General features: G+C 70.5%; 12 protein-coding genes and 3 pseudogenes. 7 read left to right on the top strand and 8 right to left on the bottom strand.

From position 1 onward, the window contains the following. Positions 1-331: 331 nt before the first annotated feature. From K6I34_RS13180 to K6I34_RS13165, 4 genes are all read left to right on the top strand, one after another. Positions 332-1,873 (top strand): AMP-binding protein, encoded by a 1,542-nt coding sequence (locus K6I34_RS13180; RefSeq protein ID WP_229325557.1) that lies wholly within the window; start codon positions 332-334, stop codon positions 1,871-1,873. Positions 1,874-1,886: 13 nt separating this feature from the next. Then, positions 1,887-3,041 carry a methyltransferase gene (locus K6I34_RS13175; protein ID WP_229325555.1) on the top strand — a complete coding sequence of 385 codons (1,155 nt, stop codon included), beginning with the start codon at positions 1,887-1,889 and terminating at the stop codon, positions 3,039-3,041. Between the two features lie 183 nt (positions 3,042-3,224). Next, positions 3,225-3,887, top strand: coding sequence for a hypothetical protein (locus K6I34_RS13170; protein ID WP_229325554.1), 663 nt, complete (start codon positions 3,225-3,227; stop codon positions 3,885-3,887). Positions 3,888-4,258: 371 nt separating this feature from the next. Further along, positions 4,259-5,749, top strand: coding sequence for a hypothetical protein (locus tag K6I34_RS13165; RefSeq protein ID WP_229325552.1), 1,491 nt, complete (start codon positions 4,259-4,261; stop codon positions 5,747-5,749). Positions 5,750-5,845: 96 nt separating this feature from the next. On the opposite strand, the gene K6I34_RS13160 is transcribed toward K6I34_RS13165, so the two are convergent. Next, positions 5,846-6,700 (bottom strand): bifunctional 2-polyprenyl-6-hydroxyphenol methylase/3-demethylubiquinol 3-O-methyltransferase UbiG, encoded by an 855-nt coding sequence (locus K6I34_RS13160; protein ID WP_229325550.1) that lies wholly within the window; start codon positions 6,698-6,700, stop codon positions 5,846-5,848. Between the two features lie 230 nt (positions 6,701-6,930). On the opposite strand from K6I34_RS13160, the gene K6I34_RS13155 reads away from it, so the two are divergent. Continuing rightward, complete coding sequence (locus K6I34_RS13155) at positions 6,931-7,440, top strand: hypothetical protein (protein WP_229325548.1); 510 nt, start codon at positions 6,931-6,933, stop codon at positions 7,438-7,440. 31 nt (positions 7,441-7,471) lie between these two features. Here the strand turns inward: K6I34_RS13155 and K6I34_RS13150 are convergent. Both K6I34_RS13150 and K6I34_RS13145 read right to left on the bottom strand, forming a co-directional pair. After that, positions 7,472-8,914, bottom strand: a pseudogene (locus K6I34_RS13150) (IS200/IS605 family accessory protein TnpB-related protein). Next, positions 8,907-9,483, bottom strand: a pseudogene (locus K6I34_RS13145) (IS607 family transposase). Before K6I34_RS13145 ends, K6I34_RS13150 begins: the two co-directional pseudogenes overlap by 8 nt. Before the next feature lie 158 nt (positions 9,484-9,641). Here K6I34_RS13145 and K6I34_RS13140 point away from each other — a divergent pair. Beyond that, the gene (locus K6I34_RS13140) at positions 9,642-10,262 is read left to right on the top strand and encodes a TetR/AcrR family transcriptional regulator (protein WP_229325544.1); all 621 of its coding nucleotides are present in this window, start codon (positions 9,642-9,644) and stop codon (positions 10,260-10,262) included. A gap of 22 nt (positions 10,263-10,284) precedes the next feature. Here the strand turns inward: K6I34_RS13140 and K6I34_RS13135 are convergent, their stop codons facing one another. Beyond that, positions 10,285-11,505 carry an FAD-dependent oxidoreductase gene (locus K6I34_RS13135; protein WP_229325542.1) on the bottom strand — a complete coding sequence of 407 codons (1,221 nt, stop codon included), beginning with the start codon at positions 11,503-11,505 and terminating at the stop codon, positions 10,285-10,287. A 144-nt stretch (positions 11,506-11,649) separates the two neighbouring features. Between K6I34_RS13135 and K6I34_RS13130 the strand changes: the two are divergent. Further along, positions 11,650-12,264: pseudogene (locus tag K6I34_RS13130) on the top strand (hypothetical protein); the annotation flags it as partial. On the opposite strand, the gene K6I34_RS13125 reads toward K6I34_RS13130, so the two are convergent. From K6I34_RS13125 to K6I34_RS13110, 4 genes are all read right to left on the bottom strand, one after another. Next, positions 12,170-13,342 (bottom strand): hypothetical protein, encoded by a 1,173-nt coding sequence (locus tag K6I34_RS13125; RefSeq protein WP_229325540.1) that lies wholly within the window; start codon positions 13,340-13,342, stop codon positions 12,170-12,172. The pseudogene K6I34_RS13130 and the gene K6I34_RS13125 sit on opposite strands and share 95 nt — an antisense overlap. Positions 13,343-13,745: 403 nt before the next feature. Then, positions 13,746-14,174, bottom strand: a complete 429-nt coding sequence (locus K6I34_RS13120) for a hypothetical protein (protein ID WP_229325538.1) — start codon at positions 14,172-14,174, stop codon at positions 13,746-13,748. Between the two features lie 437 nt (positions 14,175-14,611). Beyond that, positions 14,612-15,112, bottom strand: a complete 501-nt coding sequence (locus K6I34_RS13115) for a hypothetical protein (protein WP_229325535.1) — start codon at positions 15,110-15,112, stop codon at positions 14,612-14,614. Positions 15,113-15,236: 124 nt separating this feature from the next. Then, a partial coding sequence (locus K6I34_RS13110) for a bifunctional lysylphosphatidylglycerol flippase/synthetase MprF (RefSeq protein ID WP_229325533.1) occupies positions 15,237-17,633 on the bottom strand: 2,397 nt, incomplete at its 5' end.

The following is a 17,633-nucleotide window of genomic DNA, read 5'->3' as shown; positions in this document are numbered from 1 at the left end:
CCCCCCGACACCTCGCGCACCGGCACCGGCACCCAGACCTCGCCCACCGCAATCACCCGCTCCCCACCGTCGAACCGACCACCGTCCAGCCCGAACCACCTAACATCAGACATCGGCGTTCATATGACCATCACACCCGACGTACCCCGATAAACCACCCACACGGATCAACGCGACGGCACACGGGATCAACCGCTTGATGTCCGGCATCGCGGGAATGCCCGGCCGTCACAGCATGTTGTCCGGATATCAACCTTCCAAGTTGGGTCACTGATCATCAGCGATTACCATCCCAATGGTTGCCTCAGTCAACCAGAAGGGGAGTCATCCCATGAGCGTCGCCACCGAACGCTTCCAGAGCCACGTCGAGCGCAACCTCGAAGCGCTCGGGCGGGAGCCGGACCGGGAGGCGGTGGTGTACCGGGACCGCCGCGTGACCGCGGGCGAGCTGCGCGACCTCGTCCACCGCATGGCCCGCGCGCTCCAGGCCCGCGGCGTACGGCGCGGGCAGACCGTCACCCTGCTCTGCGGGAACCTGCCGGAGACGATCGCCGCGAAGTACGCCGCCGCCCTGCTCGGCTGCCGCCTCAACCACCTCTACAACAAGCTGTCGGCCGAGGTGCAGGCCACGATCCTCGGGGACGTGGAGACCCGGGCACTGATCGTCGACCCGGCCTACGCCGACCGTGCCGAAGAGCTCGTCCGCCGGGCGCCGGTGCAGGACGTGTTCGTCCTGGGCCCCGCCGAGGTGGGTGACGACCTGCTGGCGCTCGCCGACAAGGAGTCGGCCGAGCCTTTCGCCGGCCTCGCCGAGCCGGACGACATCAGCATCATCCGCCACACCGGCGGCACCACCGGCCACCCCAAGGCCATCTGCTCCACGTACAAGCAGAACCGGATCATCAGGTCGGACTCGAACGACGACCGCGACATGCGGGTGCTGGTGTGCACCACGATCGCGCACGCCGCCGGGATGATGGTGGACCTCGCGCTGTACAACGACGGCACGGTCGTCCTGCACGACGACTTCGACGCGGGCGCCGTGCTCGCCGGGATCGAGCGCGAGCGGATAACCCATCTGTTCCTGCTGCCGCCGCTGCTGTACCAGCTCATCGACCACCCGGACGCGGACCGCACCGACACCTCCAGCCTGCGCAGGGTGACGTACGGCGGCTGTGCCTCCTCCCCGGCCCGGCTCGTGGCGGCCATGCGGCGCCTCGGCCCGGTGCTGCAGCAGTTCTACGGACAGAACGAGGCGGGCGGGATCAGCAGGCTCGAACCCGAGGACCACGACCCCGAGCGCCCCGACCGGCTGCGGTCGGCCGGGAAGGTCATCGAGGACGTCGAGATCAGCATCCGCGACGAGCAGGGACGCGACCTGCCCCTCGGCGAGCACGGCGAGATCTGCGTGCGCTCGGAGGACGTCATGGAGGGGTACTGGAAGCAGCCCGAGCTCACCGCGGAGGTACTGCGGGACGGCTGGCTGCACACCGGTGACATCGGATTCCTCGACGAGGACCGCTACCTGACGATCGTCGACCGGCTCAAGGACATGATCGTCGTGGTCGGCGGGCACGTGTACACGGCCGAGCTGGAGGACGTGCTCAACGCCCACCCGCAGGTGCTCCAGAGCGCGATCTTCGGCGTCCCGGACGCCAACCGCATGGAGCAGGTGTACGCGGCCGTGGTCCGCGTACCGGGCAGCGCGGTCGACGAGCGGGAGCTCCGGGCGCTGGTGCGCGAGGAGCGGGGGGCGATGTACGAGCCGGCGCGCGTCATCTTCGTGGACGAGCTGCCGCTGACGGACGCGGGCAAGCCCGACAAGAAGCTGCTGCGCGCCCGGGCCGCCACGGCGGAGGCGGCGCTCGGCTAGCCTGAGGCCCACAATGAACCGTTTGATGACGTCATCGGGCGAGTACGAGCTCGCCCGATTCCCCGAGGACCCCCGCGACCGTCTCCGTGCCTGGGACTCCGCCGACGAGTATCTGCTCGATCACCTCCAGGGCGGTGACGGCGGTCCCGCGGACCTGTCGGGCAGTGTGGTGATCGTGGGCGACCGGTGGGGCGCGCTGGCCGTGGCACTGGCCGGGCATCGGCCCGTCCAGATCACCGACTCCTTCCTCACGCAGGAGGCGACCCGGGCGAATCTGGCGCGCAACGGCTTCGCCCCGGACGCCGTGCGGCTGTGCTCGACACAGGACGCCCCGCCGGAGCGCATCGACGTGCTGCTGATCCGGGTGCCCAAGAGCCTGGCGCTGCTGGAGGACCAGCTGCACCGGCTCGCGCCGCATGTGCACGAGGGGACGCTCGTCGTCGGTACGGGCCGGGTCACCGAGATCCACACCTCGACCCTCACGCTGTTCGAGCGGATCCTCGGGCCCACGCGGACGTCGCTGGCGGTGAAGAAGTCGCGGCTCATCCTCTGTTCGCCGGACCCGGGGCTCGGACGGGGCGCGAACCCGTGGCCGCACAGCTACGCGCTGCCGGAGGACGTCGGCGTGGTCTCGGGCCGGACCGTCGTCAACCACGCGGGCGTCTTCTGCGCGGAGCGCCTGGACATCGGCACCCGGTTCTTCCTGGGACACCTGCCGGAGCTCAAGGGCGCAGGGCACGTGGTGGACCTCGGCTGCGGCAACGGCGTGGTGGGGACGGCGGTGGCACTGGCCGATCCGGCGGCCGAGGTGACGTTCGTCGACGAGTCCTTCCAGGCGGTGGCATCGGCGGAGGACACCTTCCGGGCGAACCTCGGCCCGGAGGCCACCGCCCGGTTCCGGGTGGGCGACGGCATGTCCGGGGTGCCCGCGGGCAGTGTGGACCTGGTGCTGAACAACCCGCCGTTCCACTCGCACCAGGCGACGACCGACGTCACGGCCCGGCGCATGTTCGCCGGTGCGCGGGACGCCCTGCGCACCGGGGGCGAGCTGTGGGTCGTGGGCAACCGGCACCTGGGCTACCACGTACGGCTGCGGCGGCTCTTCGGCAACTGCGAGGTCGTGGCGAGCGATCCGAAGTTCGTCGTCCTGCGAGCGGTCAAACGCTGACGGATCCGCGGACAGTCGGGCAGCGGTCGGGCACTGACGGTCCCGCGGGGGCGCCGAGGGGGCGCGTGCGCTGTGAGCACGCACCTGCGCGCCCCCGCGTGCGCCGGGTCCGTGCCTGGCCCGGGCCGGGATGGTGGTGAGGGTCGGCACCGCGCACCGGACAGCGAGTGCAAGGGGACAGTCATGATCCACATCAGTGAGACCCTGGCCATCCAGACGGTCGAGGACTTCCTCGGCGGTGACGAGACGGCCCGGCTGGTCAAGATCATGGACACGGAGGCCACCGGGTGGCGGCCCCGCAGGCAGGCGGAGATCCTGCCCGCCCCGGCGCTCGCCCAGGAGATCCTCTCCGTCGCCACGGTCCGCGCGCTGCCCGCGATCCGCCGTGTCATGCCGTCCGTCGCCGCGTTCGCGCCGTGGGGCTACACGGAGATGACGGCCGGTCAGTGCGTGCCCTCGCATGTGGACGGCATCACCAGCCCGCGCACCGCGCCGCGCCGCATCGGGCGGCTGCGGGTGGTGATCGCCGAGGCCGACGAGGGCGGCCGTCTGTACATGGAGACCACGGCCGACCCGGCCCCCTGGACCACGACCGTGCTGGGCGTGTCGGACGGCTACGTCCCGGGCACTCCCCTGGCCCGCAGCCTGCCGCACGAGATGGCGGAGGACCCCCATGCCGCCGAGGACCAGTGGCTCGCGGCCACGGTGCGGACCCGCTGGCTCGCCGACGCCGGCCGGGGTGTCGCCGTCGCGTACGGCGCGCAGCTCATCCACGGCGTGACGCCGGTGGTGCGGGGCCGCCTGCGCCTCCTCGTCACCGACCTCACGGACGCCCCGGTGTCCTGAGGACCGGGGCACGCTCCGGCCGTCCCCGGAGACGCCCCCGCACCGCACAAGTGCACACAGCACCTGAGCTACCGCCCACCGTGCGGCCCGCTGCGTCCGGGCTGCACCGTGGGCGGTCAGGTGTTTTCGGACAGTTTGTTTTCGGGCGTATCGGGACGCAGTGTCAGGCCGCCCCGGACCTCGTCCCGCATGTGATCGAGATCATGGTTTCCCGGTCGGTGAACCGGTGAGACGCCGTTTGTCCTCGTGGCATGATCATGCGCATTACCTGCGAGTAACAGCTGCTCGCAGTGCCGTGTGATGCGGGCCCGACGTGCCAGCTCGCTGGCTCCTCCGGCCCCTCCCCACCTCACGCTCCGAGGAAATCCAACGTGCGCAGAACCACTGCCAAAGCCATCGCTTTACCGGCTCTGACCGCCGCCTCGCTGCTCGTCGCCGGGTGTTCGGCGTCCGGGTCGTCACCCACCGCCGCGCACGGTGACGCCGGGCCCGCCGCTGCCGCCGACGCGGTGACCGCCGGGGACCAGCGGCTCGCCGTCAAGGCGGCTCCCGAAGGGGCGGCCGCGCCGAGTGCCGTGGCCCACCCGACCGGTGGCGGCCGTCAGGCGGAGAAGTCCTCCCTGAAGGTCGCGTCGTTCGACAGCGAGACCGGCCGGGCCGTCCTGGCCGACACCGCCAAGGCGCCCGCGAAGAAGCCGCCCGCCGCCGCGCACCCGACGGCACCCGCACCGTCCGCCGCGGCCGGGGCCAAGCCCGAGGCCAAGCCGGACACGAAGGTGGCCGTCGGCGACATCATCGCCAGCGCCCCCGCGCCCGGCGCCCCGAACGGCGTCCTGGCCAAGGTCACCGAAGTGGTCGGCAGGACCGAGCAGGGCACCGAGGTCAAGACCGCTCCGGCCACCCTCGGCGCGCTGCTCGGCGACGCCAAGGCCGACGGCAAGGTGCCGGTCGACCCGTCCGCCATGTCGGTGGAACCGCTCGTGCAGGGCACCAAGGTCTCCTGGGCGAAGACCGGTGACGTCCACTTCGGCCCCAAGGGCGCCCAGGTGCCGCTGGGCAGCCTGCGGATCGACGTCGGCACGTCCATCTCGACGGCCAAGGACGCCCCGGCGTCGGCCGCCGCGTCGGCGTCCGGCTTCGTCCAGCTGGCCCCCGAGGTCGACTTCTCGTACGACGGGAAGGGCTCCGGCACCGCGGGCTCGCCGGGCGGCGCCTCGCTGTCGCTGTCCGGCGACTGGTCGTCCCAGTGGGAGCTCAAGGGCCAGGCCGCCGCGTCCACTCCGGGCGGGCAGCCGCTGAAGATCCCCTTCGCCAAGCTGCACGCCGCGCCCGTCATCCAGGTCGGCGCGGTGCCGGTCGTGGTCAACCTCGGGCTGACCTGCTACCTCCAGGTCGACGCCGACGGAAAGATCAACGTCGACATCAAGCAGGACCTGAAGGGCGACTTCAAGGTCGGCGGCTCCTACAGCCGCGGCAAGGGCTGGACGCCGGTCAACTCCTCGGAGATGAAGGCCACGTCCCCCCGCGCCACGGTCACGGCCGCCGGCAAGGTGAAGGCCGCGCTCGGCGCGGAGGCCAGCGTCGGCCTGTACGGCGCCGTCGGTGTCACGGCGAACGTCGCCCCGTATCTGCGGGCGGAGGTCGAGGGCTCGGCGTCCGCGGCCACCGACGGCAGCGCCTCGGCCTCGGGCCAGTGGAAGGCGTACGGCGGACTGGATCTGACGGGGGCTCTCCAGGCCCAGCTGAAGATCTTCGACACGCCGATCTTCGAGAAGTCCATTCCTCTGGGCGCCCTGCACCGGGAGTGGAAGATCGCCGAGGGTTCGGGCGCGGTCTCGGCCCCGGCGAGGCGCCGCAGCTGACGCCCTTTCAGCACCGCCTGGGCCCGACGGCGGCCCGGTGGGCCACGGCCCGGGCGCGGGCTGGGGAGCATTGTGCTCCCCAGCCCGCGCCCGGGCTCATTTCGACGCCCGCAGCGAGTAGATCAGCGGTACGCGGGGACGCCCCTCCGGCAGGCGGTACACGGAGGCCGCGCCCGGCCGGGTGCCGCTGGTGTCGGGCCCCTTCACCATGCCGTCCGTCTGCTCGAACAGGGTGAAGTCGTACTCCCGCAGGAACGCGAGGCGCAGCCCGGCGGCGGTCACGGCACTGACCACGTCGCCGATCGGGTGCTGCCATTCCACCGCGGTGTTGTGGCGCGTCCGGGCCTGCCGGTCGGTGTACGTCCCCTGTTCCTCGTAGACCAGGGGGTCGCGGGCGAAGTAGTCCTCGGCCCAGGTCGCGCCGTCCATGTCCAGGCAGGCTCCCGCCGGGTGGAATTCGGCGAGGTAGAGGAAGCCGCCCGGTGCCAGGAGTTCGGCGACGGTGCGTGCCCACCTGTCGATGTCGGGCAGCCAGCACAGCGCGCCGAATCCGGTGTAGACGATGTCGAAGGTCTCGCCACCGAGCGCCGACGGCGCGTCGTACACGTCCGACTCGACGAACCGGGCGTCGTCGATGCCCACGTCCGCGGCCAGCTTCCGGGCCGCCGCGACGGCCGCGGCCGAGAAGTCCAGTCCCGTGACCCGGGCGCCGTGGCGGGCCCAGGACAGGGTGTCCGTGCCGATGTGGCACTGCAGGTGCAGCAGCCGTTTGCCGGTGACGTCCCCGGCCTCGTCGCGTTCGAAGCCGCGCAGATCGTCCCGCCCGGCCCGGAACCCCGGCAGGTCGTAGAAGTCGCTGTCGCTGTGGATGGCCACCCGCTCCTCCCACCGCGCGTGGTTGAGGTCGCGCCAGTGACCGTGGGCAGGCGTCCGGGCGTTGTCGTTCGTCATCGTCACGACGCTACGTGCCGTGCGATGACCGCGCCAACGAATTCCCACGCGCGGGAGCGCGTGCGCGGCGGCTCGGTGATACGGGCGTGCTGCGAGTGCCGGGAACCGCGGGGCACACCCCAGGTGCCGGGAGGGTAGGGACGGATGGCACGTCGCCAGTGGTGTGTTGGGGACCGATCGGAAGGATGCCCATGTTCGGTGGTCGGGGTGTGGCGGTCGCGTTGTGTTCCATGGCGCTGGCAGTCACGTCGCTCGTCGGTGCTCCGGCGGCACAGGCCGGGGGGCCGGTCGTCACCGGGGGGCCGGTCGTCTGCGCGGGTCAGGAGAACACGACGTACTCCCCGGGACTGTCTCTCGTGCCCCAGCCGACGCGGCTCAGCGCCAGGACCGCGTACCTCTGCTCGGTGCGCCCCGGCGAGACGGTCGAGGCCAAGGGGACGACGGAAGGGGCCTCCCCGGAGGCCTCCTGCCTCGCGCTGAACTCACCCCGGGCCCACGAGCGCGTGGAGTTCCCCGGCGGCCGGCATCTGGAGATCGCCTACGAGGGATCGGCGGTGCGGGTCCTCGGCGTGAACATCGTGCACCTGACGGGCCATGTCCTCGAAGGGTTCGGGGAGATCCCCGGAGGGACGCCCGTCACGCGGGACGTGGGTCTGCTGCCCGGGCAGCCGCCGACGGAGTGTGCGACCGGAGGCGTGACGGCCGCGACCGGCCAGGGCCAGCTGCGCATCGGCATCTGAGGCCCCGTACGCGTCTGTTGCCCCGCCGGTGTCACATGCATCCCCTTCTTCGGCCCCCGACCGTTCCTATTTCAGTGAGCAGGTGTGGGTCTTGGACCCGCTCCTGCTCACTGCGGACATCCCGAACGGTTTTGGGTGCCCTGGTAGCCCGCTTTCGCTGCGCATCCGGCTGCACGGATCCTGTCCGTGGTCCGGGGACGCGGGGGCGGGTTTCCTCACGCCCTGGGACACCACAGTCGGCCTGGACGGTCCGATGCCCGCGACGATCGCTCTGGTCGTCGCGGGGCGGTGCCGTCCGTCGCCGGATCGGGTGTCCGAGGGCGCGCCTGCCAATCGCCACCGAAGCGGCGTCATGGCGAGTCATAGTGCGCTTGTTGCTCATGAGGGGCTTGCGCCAGTGCTCATCGCCCCAGGTGGAGGTGTAGGCGGGGTCCACGGCCACGATGGCGAGGCCGTGTTCGGCTGCGCTTGGGGGCGCCAATCGGGTTGCCGTGCGGGTCGAGCCGACAGGCGGCGAAGTGGTCGGCGTTCGTGTCCACGCCGACCATGCCCTTGGCGCGTGCCGAATCCAGCGGGAGCGTCTTGGCGGCCGGTAGCTGCCACGACGCGGTCAGATACCAGCGGCTGCGTTCCGCGTCGAGGTGGATGCGGTAGGCCACGGCCCGGTTCGCCGTGACGCGGTCCCTCCATTCGGCTCCCCGGTGCACGAAGGTGACCGTGGTGGCGAGGAGGTACCGGCCATGCTCAGCGTTGGCCAGGTGGGCAAGCGGCGCGGGCATCTTGATACTGATCCCGCCGTCGGGGGTGACGCGGATCGTCTCGTTGCCGAAACGCTTCCCGGACTCGCCGTCAGCAGCGAGGAACCAGCGTTCGGCCTCCCAGCGTTCCCGCCACTGCGATTCGGTGAGTCCGGCCGCTTCGAGGTTGTGCCGGTTCTTGAGCAGCCGCCGACCACCGCGCACCACGTGCACGCGTCCCGCAGCCCAGTCCGCCTGGGCCTGATCCAGACGACCCTCAAGACAGGACAGGCGCCGGGACTTGTGGAACCACTCGCCCTTCGACCGATATCCGCCCGGAGCACGCTTGGTGCCCTTCTCGCCGATCGGTAAAGAGAGCCGGTGCCGCAGCATACGGATACCGGCATCAAGGCTCTGGAGTACGCCAGCAGACAGCGTCGGGCCAGCCCGTACTGGTCATGGGTGGCCTTCGTGATCGCCCCGGCAATACGCGAGGAGGATTGCACGGTCAGCGCCCGCTTACGGGCCGCCCACTGGTCGTTTCCGTGATCATGCCCGGCCTCGCAGCGGACCTTGAGATCGCGGGATGCCAGCCGCCCCTGATGCTCACCGACCAGGCGCAGCACCTTCTCGTCCGCGGTGGACAGGCGCAGCCGGTCGCGTATCGCCACGCCCGACGGCCCTGCCGCTACGAACGGATCCTCGATCGGGCGGAGCTGCTGCTTCGGCTCAGCCACGCTCGGCCGCCTCAAGCGCCTTACGGGCACGGTTCTTCGCCGACCGGCGACCGTACAAGCGGGAGCAGAACGAGGTCAGCACCTCCACCATGTCCTGCACCAGGCCGTCTTCGGCCTCGCCGGCGTCCAGCACCACCAGGCGCCGGCCGGTCGCGGACAGGGCTGCCTCGACCAGCTCGACGTTCATACAGCCGAGGCGGTCTTTGTGCTCGACCACCACGGTGGTCACGTGCGGATCGGCCAGCAGGCGCCGGGCTTTTGAACGGGCCCCGTTCATCCCCGAACCGATCTCGGACTCGATCCGAACCACCCGGTGACCAGCCTTCGCAGTCCACTCGGACAACCGAGCTTTCTGGCGGACGAGATCATCTTTCTGGTCATGGGAGGAGACACGGGCGTACAGGCCGACACCTCCCACCACCTCCGGCGCCGCATTGGCCTCCACGTTCACCAGGATCGTGCGCGGCCCGACCCGCTGAGCCGATACCGGCAACGTCCCCTCACGAAACCAGCGATACGCAGTCTGCGGGTGCACGCCCTGCGTCTTCCGCCCACTCCGTCAGATTCACACCCTGACAACGACACTCACTCATACATGGTTACGCTCACCTACCCGACTTCGTGAGCCAGCAGACGAGGGCCCGTGCGGGGGCCGAAGAAGGGGAAGGCCGCGACGGTGTACGGTCGAGGACGACGACCACCGTGCGAGAAAGGTGAGGCCCTCGCGATGCCCCCGCCCCGGAGCGCCGCTCCAGAGACCTTCCGGGAGCGTGCCCGCCGTCAGCAGATCATCGAGTGCACCATCGATCTGATCTCCACGCGGGGCTACCCGGCCACATCGCTGTCGGCGATCGCCGAGGAGGCCGGGATCTCCAAGGCGGCGGTCCTCTACCACTTCTCGTCGAAGGACAATCTGACCCGCGCGGCCCTGACCCAGGTGCTGGAGCAGTTCACCACGTACGTCGACGAGCGGGTGCGCCAGGAGTCCGACCCGCTCGCCGCGGTCGTCGCGTACGTCCGCGCGATGATCTCGTACCAGCAGGCCAACCGCCGCCATGTGCGGGTGATCACCGAGATGCTCCTCGACGACGAGGGCGGCACCCGGCTCAAGGCACCCGGCTCCCACGACACGCACGGCCGTCGGCAGGCGCTGGCCCGTCTCCTGGCGGCGGGCCAGGAGACGGGCCGGCTGCGGCGGTTCGACCCCGACACCGTGGCCCTGGCGGTCGGCGGGGCGATCGACGGCGTGATCTCGCACTGGCTCGCCCATCCCGGGTTCGACCTCGACGCGGCGGCGGACGAGCTGGAGACGTTCACCCTGGCGGCCATCCGCCGCGCCGCCGACTGACCGGCCGACCGGCTCCGCGTCCTCAGCCCCGTGCGAAGGCGGGGACGCGTTCCGGCCGTATGCCGACGCCGCCGAGGTAGGCGGTCACGGTGCGCAGGGGCGGCACCTTCTGGAGCAGCTTCAGGGGTGTCGGCATGGTGTCCTCGGTGAGTGTGCCGTCCAGGGCCATCTCCAGCATCTTGTGCTCGGCCAGCTGGGACTTCTGAACCACGGCCATGGGGAGCCAGCGGCGCTTCTGCACCCGCTCCAGGTCGTGGACGCACACCGAGCCGTCGAGCAGGGGCCCGGCGAGGATGCCCGCGGCGGCGACGGCGTCCTGGACGGCGATGTTGACACCGGCGCCGCCGACCGGGGACATGGTGTGGGCGGCGTCGCCGATGCACAGCAGGCCGTTGCGGTACCAGCGGCGCAGGCGGCCCATGCTGACCTCCAGCAGCTTGACGTCGTCCCAGGAGGCGATGGCGTCGGTCACCTCGCGGTCCCAGCCGCAGAGGGCGCCGAGGCGGTCGCGGAACCACTGGAGGCCGTGGGCCCGCAGCTCCTGGTCGCTGCCCTTCCTGATGAGGTAGGAGGTCTGGTAGTACTCGCCGCGGTCCATGGTGACAGCGGCCTGGCCGTCGCCGAAGCGGGCGAGGACGCGGCCGTCCTTGAGGCCGCCGCGCGGTCCGTCGACCCGCACCTGCCAGACGTCCATGGGGACCTGGAACTCCTCGGGCCGGAGCCCCGCCTCCCGCCGTACGAGGGAGTGGCGGCCGTCGCACGCGACGGTCAGGTCGGCCGCGATCTCGCCCGCCTCGCCGTGCTCGTCGACGTAGTGGACGCCGGTGACACGGCCGCCTTCCCTGCGCAGGCCGGTGACGGTGGTGCGCATGCGCAGGGTGAACGACGGCTCGTCCGCGGCGGCGGACGCCAGGAGGTCGAGGAAGTCCCACTGGGGGACCATCGCGATGTACTTGTGCCTGCCGGGGATGCGGCGGAGGTCGGCGGCGACGACGGTGGAGCCGCCGATCACCATGCGCATCTCCTCCATCTTGGGGAACGGGAGCTCCGCGAAGCGCTCGCCGAGCCCGAGCTCGTCCAGGAGTTGCAGGGTGGACGGGTGGACGGTGTCCCCGCGGAAGTCCCGGAGGAAGTCCCCGTGCTTCTCCAGGACGGTCACCTCGACCCCGGCCCTGGCCAGCAGCAGACCGAGCATCATGCCCGCCGGTCCGCCTCCCACGATGCAGCACGTCGTGCGCTCCATGCTTCCGCCTCTCATCAGCGTTCCTCCGTCGTGGGCCCATGGCCGTGCGCCGGTCGCGAACCCAGGACTCTGACCGATCGGTCAGCAATCTAACCGATCGGTCAGAGGTGCGCTCGGCAGGGGGTCGGCGGCGCCGACGATCGGACCCGGCGGGCACTGGACTTGGAGGAGGCCGCCCTGGAGATACGGGACGACCAGGGTGAGCCGCTAACCGACCGAATGCTGTGGGCCACCATCCGCGCCTGGCATCCGTCTGCTCTTGGGGCGGATCTGATCGATCTGGAGCTCGACGGCAGGCGCTTCACGCCCGTCCCGGAATCCGCTCGACCGGTCTGGGAGCGATGGTTTGCCGGGCCGCCGGACACACCCGGCGCCTGGGCCGGTCTCGACACCCGGCAGCGCGGGGCCTGGCTGGACCTCGTCCGGGAACGGGCCTGCCAGCGCGTGCGCCGTGACCGGTCAGCCGGTCACGCGTATGAACTCGACGGTCGCCACGTCACCGATGTCCCGGGCCTCTATCTGGCGCTCGGCGAGGCGGTGAACGGACCGGGCGGCTACTTCGGCGGGTGCCTGGCAGCCCTTGACGACTGTCTGCGCGGCACCTTCGGCTGCACGGCCCCCGCAACCCTGCTCTGGAGAGACGCCCGGCGACCGGGCGGCGCGATCAGCGATCGTGGAGAAGGGCGACCGCTTCGGCGAAGTCGGTATGCGCGGGTTCGAGGGAACGTGCCGCGACGAGGAACATCGACCGGTCGGTGAGGGCGCGGGCGAGGAGTGCGGGGTTGTCGGGCAGGCGGCGGGCGAGCGTCACGCCCTCGTCGAAGTATGGCGTGAACCGCTCCTCGAACAGGTGGGGGTGGTCGCCTTCGCGGACGGCCGCGCGGATTCCGATCCTGCGTTGGACGTCGACCAGCTCGGGCAGCCGGTCGGCCTCGCGCAGCCTCGCCGCCTCCGCTTCGAGGCCCGGCAGCATGCCGAGAAAACCGTCCCGCACATCGCGTGACCATCCGAGCTCCGTGCCGGACGGCGGCATCGGGGACTCGGGGCTCGCGGCGGGTTCGGCTGCCCGCCCCGACAGGACGAAGAGCGTCCTCCACCACCCGAGGATGCAGCTCCAGTTCTTCGGCTCGCCCGTGGTCGCGAGCTCCTCCAGGACACTCAGGGCCTCTCGCCGGGCGGACGCGGCACTCACCCCGTCCCCGGCGGTCTCCCGCATCCGGGAGAAGTGAACCAACTCCCAGGTGAGTATCGCCAGAGCGGTGCGCTGTTCGGTTGCCTCGCGCCGGGTCTCCTCCAAGAGCTCGCGGAAGACGGCCGATGCGGCGTCGTGCAGCCCGGCGCCCTCCAGGTTCGCCGCCCACCGCACCATGCTCCAGAAGGAGTGCTCCGGGATCCCGTTCCGGGCGGCCTCTTCGCCGAGCTCCGCGGCCTCCCTGAAGCGCCCCTCCTCGGCCAGAACGCTCGCCAGGGGCCCGCTTCGGCCGGCCTCGGCCAGCTCCTCACAGATTGCGCGTCCTTCCGCCCTGCGCCCGAGGGCGAACAGGGAAGCCTGGTAGGCGTCCAAGGCCCGGCGCAACAGCTCCGCCCGGTTCGGCGCCCCGACCTCTGTCCTGCGAGCGGCCCGGGAGGCCTCGGCGGCCAGCGCGACGTCCACTTCCGGATCCCGGCTCTCGTGGCGCAGCGCGAGCAGGGCGTCGACCAGCTTCGGCACGTACGCCTTCGGACTCACCTCGGCCAGAACCCGGTACGCGCCCACCAGTTCGGCCTGACTCAGCCGACCGGACCCCAGCAGCAGCACGCGGGCCCGAAGCACCGCGTCGTGATCGATCGTCACCATTCCCCCTGTCTCCGGATGACGCACGAAGGAGATTCTGAGAGGCGGGGAACGGACCGGACAAGCCTCGTGAACTGTGCGTTCCGTCCTACGAAAGACGGCGCCGACCTGTCATGATGGACATGCTTTCGTCCTAAATCCACGAGCGGGGAGCCGCGCACCGAACGCCCCACTCGTACGGGATGTGGGTATCGCCCTGTGACACTGAACCTTGAGCGAGTGTTTTTGTCCCCAGCCTGGACGCTCGCTCGATGTCAGCCGCCTCGAGTGACTTCCGATGCCGGGGCTTGCACTACAGAGGATCTCGATGCGAACGCGCGGTCCTCACACCCGCAGCTGACAGCGAGCTCCCCACCAGCCCGATACGGACCGGCGGGGCAATCCCCTGCGGATCGGTGGGCTCACGTCAGTGCTCGACGAACAATTCAAGGTCGTTGCGGCCGTCGCAGAAGACATAGTCGAACTGCCGATTGACCAGCTCGTGCCAGTAGTTGTTCGTGTCCTGCCCCCAGATGCCGAACTTGTTGACGCTCACGCACTTCTGCCGCCCCGGCGGGGTGTTCGGAGTGGTCACGGTCAGCGTCAGGCTCGTGAGGTCCTTCCAGAACAGGTGCTGCCCCGGCTTCGGCCCGCCCAGCAGGTTGATCCTGCTCCAGGTGTTCTGGAAGTCACCTTCCTTCTGAAGATGCTCCGGGTCGTTATCGCAGCCGTTGTTGTCGATCCGAACGAGCCTGGTCCATGTATCACTGCCGGAACCCTCATCCCGGTAGCGTGCTGTAACCCACGAGGGAATACACGAATTGGTGTTGGACAGGCCGGTGATGTCGAACCACATGTTGAATACTTTGAACATCGTCACCGGCGGCCGACGCGGGTGCCACGTTGGCCAGGAGGGCGCTCAGTGTCATTCCCAGCAGCACCGCACACGCTCGTCGGCAGGACCGAAAAGTACGACTGAGCTCGGCCATGGGAACACCTCCCGAAAAAGGGATTTATTCCCCTTGTTCGCAAGGCGAGCCTGGTCTCGGCCAGGCACAACCCGCCTGACGAAAAACCACCCCAGTGAGTGAATATCTCATCTGAGCACATGCCATGGCATGACTTGGCTGATGAGGGTGCTCCGCTAGTTAAGTCATGCGGCATGTGTGACTTGATGGGGTGACGCCAGCAGGACGGTTCTGCTTCCCTGGCCCAACCGTCGGCGCGGAAGCCTTTACGGGTAGCGTGCCATCGGAGGTGAGTGACCCCGCGGTATCCAAGACGTCGTGGACGTCAGTCCCACGAGTTGAAGAGTGCTGCGCCAAGAGTCCCGGGCTGCCAGTGCCTGATCTGGCGCCACTCCGCCTGGGACAGAGCGGAAGTGTCGGCCTCCTCCAGCGGAGAAAGGAGTTCCGCCGCGGTCAGGACGAGGAAGCCGAATCTGCCGAGGGCGGTGGCCCAGGCGGGCGGGGCAAGGAATTCGGTTCGGTAGACGTAGAGCTGGTCCCCAACGAAAGCGACCAGCGGATAGTGAGCGTGGAACAGCGCGATGTGCATGCCACGTCGATCGTTGATTGTGGCGACGTGGAAGCTCTGGGGCCGCTCCTGCTCCGTGAAGTCCCCGACGTCCCCCTTCGCACTCCGAGCCGCTGCGTACCAGGCGCTACGGCACTCCTTGGGATCGGTGTCCGGCGGCGGTGGGTCGTTACGGCCGTGGAACCCCGTCACACCCCTCTCCAGGCGGAAGATTCCTCGCGAGCCGTCCACGTCCACCCTTCCGAACAGGTCACTCAACTTTCGATGGCACGAACCTACTGGTCGTCACCCTTCGGTGGCACATGACAGGTGGGGGTCCTCCCCGGCCCCGGCGCGCGCCCGGCACCCGGCACCCGGCACCCGGCAAGGTGAAAGTTGCCGGTCAGGTCGAGAACTGCCGCATCAGCCGTACGCACTGAGCCGCCGTCATGTGCGGGAGGTACGCCTTGCCGATGGCCCGGGTGATGGCGGGGAGGGCTGCCGGGTCCGGGTAGGACATGTACATCGGGCGGTACCGGGGCTGGAACTTGGCCTTGAAGTTGAGCAGGGAGCGGAAGCCGTAGACCGGTTCGAGGACCTTGCCCGCGTAGTCGAGCATGCGCTGGAGGGCCGCGGGGGGTTCCGCCGTCGCCTTGCGGGCGAGCGGGGCGCCGGAGAGGCTGAGGAAGCGGGCACCCTCCTCCTGGAAGCCCAGGGCCGCGGAGGCGATGAGGAATTCCATCGAGCCGCGGAAGCCGCTCGCCCTGCGGCGCATGAAGTCGAGGGTCCAGCCGACCGGTTGCCCGTCCTCGTGCACCGGCATCCAGCTGGTGATGCCATGCACGGTGCGGTCGGCGTCCACCGCGATGAGGCAGCGCACCGCCGGGTCCTCCAGTTCGTCCAGGCCGCCGAGGGTGAAGCCCATCTCCGGCAGGCCCTTGTCGGCGACCCACTCCTCGGAGATCGAGCGGATCTGGTCGGTGAGGGCGACGGGGGCGTCGGGGTAGGACCACCACTCGGCGGTGATGCCCTCCTTCTTGGCCTTGTTGAGCGCGGTGCGGACGTCCTGCCACTTCTTCCCGGTGAAGGCCAGCCCGGGCAGGGGCACCACGGTGTCCTCGGCTACCTGCACCGAGCGCCAGCCGAGCCGTTCGGCCGCGTCGCGGGCCTCGGCTCCGACGCTGTAGAAGCAGGGCGTCCAGCCGCGCTCGTCGCAATGCCGGGCGAAGCCCGCGACGGCGGCCTCCCGCGCGTCCGGGGCGCCGAACGGCTCGCCGGTGGTGAGGGCCACCGTGGCGATCACCCGGTAGGCGACGGCGGCTCTTCCCTCCGTGTCGAACCAGTAGTAGTTCCCGTCCCACGTGGTGATCCAGCTCAGGGTCGAACCGCCGTGCCCGACGAGGAGTTCCCGGGCGCGCACGGCGGCGTCGGCGTCCGTGTGCAGGCGCGGCCGCCGGAAGGTGACGAGCAGCGCGATCAGCGTGACGAGCCAGAAGAGCAGCCCGCAGTACTGGAAGAGGGCCTCGGCGGTGCCGCCGACGGGCACCGGCCAGTCGGCGAAGTCGCCGACGAGGGTGGGCGGCAGGAACTCGGAGGCCAGCCCGGAGAAGAGCACGGGGAGCGTGGCGGTGGGCTCGTACTGGTCGCGCACGGCCCAGCCGATGCCGACGTACGCGGCGCAGGCGAGCAGGAGCACTCCGCCGACCACGGCGGCGAGCCTGCGGACGGTCGCGCGCGGCAGCCGCAGCCCGAAGCGGGCGTGGGTGACGACGAGCAGGACCAGCACGAGGACGGGCAGCAGCATCTGCTCGGCGAAGGCCTGTGTGTACGTCGAGCGCTCGGCGGGCTCGGCCCACTCGGCGGGGTGCCTGAGGAAGTCGTGCAGCCAGTAGGAGAAGAGGGCCATCCAGGCCAGGTGGACGAGGACGGCCAGCCACCAGGCGAGCCGCAGCCCGCGGCGCAGCCCTTCGGCGAGGACGAGCATCAGGGCGGGGACGAGCACGGCCATGACGGTGGCCGGTGAGTCGTAGAAGTCGCGGAGGGCGCGCACGTAGTGGCAGCTCTCGGCGGACGCCGCGCACGCCTCGGCGACGTTCTGGCCGGTGGGCCGGACGGCGACGTAGAGCTGGAAGGAGTTGAGGGGACCGTAGGCGTCCCGGTAGAGGATCGCGGCCATGGGGCCGATGGCGGCAGCCGCGACGACGAGGGCGACGAGGACCCTGGCCTCGGTGTGCGAGGAGTGCCGGACGCGCCAGGTCCGTCCCTTGGGGTGCAGCAGGGCCCCGGCGGCGAGACCGACGACGGCGCCGCCGAGGCGCAGCACGCCCTGGAGGTGGCCCACGTAGAGGGCCATCACAAGGGCGAAGGCGACGACGCCGAGGCGGGTGCGGCGGCGCCAGAGCGCGGTGAGGCGGTAGCTGAGCACCCCGCCGACGGCGAGCGCGCCGACGCTCGGCGAGACGGTGAGGTAGCCGGCGAGCTCCTCCAGCCACCACTCCCCCGCGCGGGAGCCGAGTTCGACGATCCCGCAGCCGAGGAGGGTGCCGAGGATCTGGCCGCCGAGCAGGGCCGCGGCGGTGCGGGCGACGCCCAGGCGGCGCTCCGCGGGGGTGACCAGGAGCAGCACGATCAGGGTGGAGCCGATATAGCCGCCGAGCCCGGAGCACCAGAGCAGGGAGCTGGCGGGTGTCCACCAGCGGCCCTCGGCGAGCGCGGGGACGCCGACGCCGATGTGTTCCATGCGGTGTCTGCTGGGGCCGCTGCCGAGGCTGTGGGTGACAGCGCCGACGGTCCACAGGAC

Source organism: Streptomyces sp. UNOC14_S4, assembly GCF_020740835.1.
Taxonomy (GTDB): domain Bacteria; phylum Actinomycetota; class Actinomycetes; order Streptomycetales; family Streptomycetaceae; genus Streptomyces.
The sequence above is the reverse complement of the archived record's forward strand: the minus strand, read 5'-3'. Positions and strand labels throughout refer to the sequence as shown.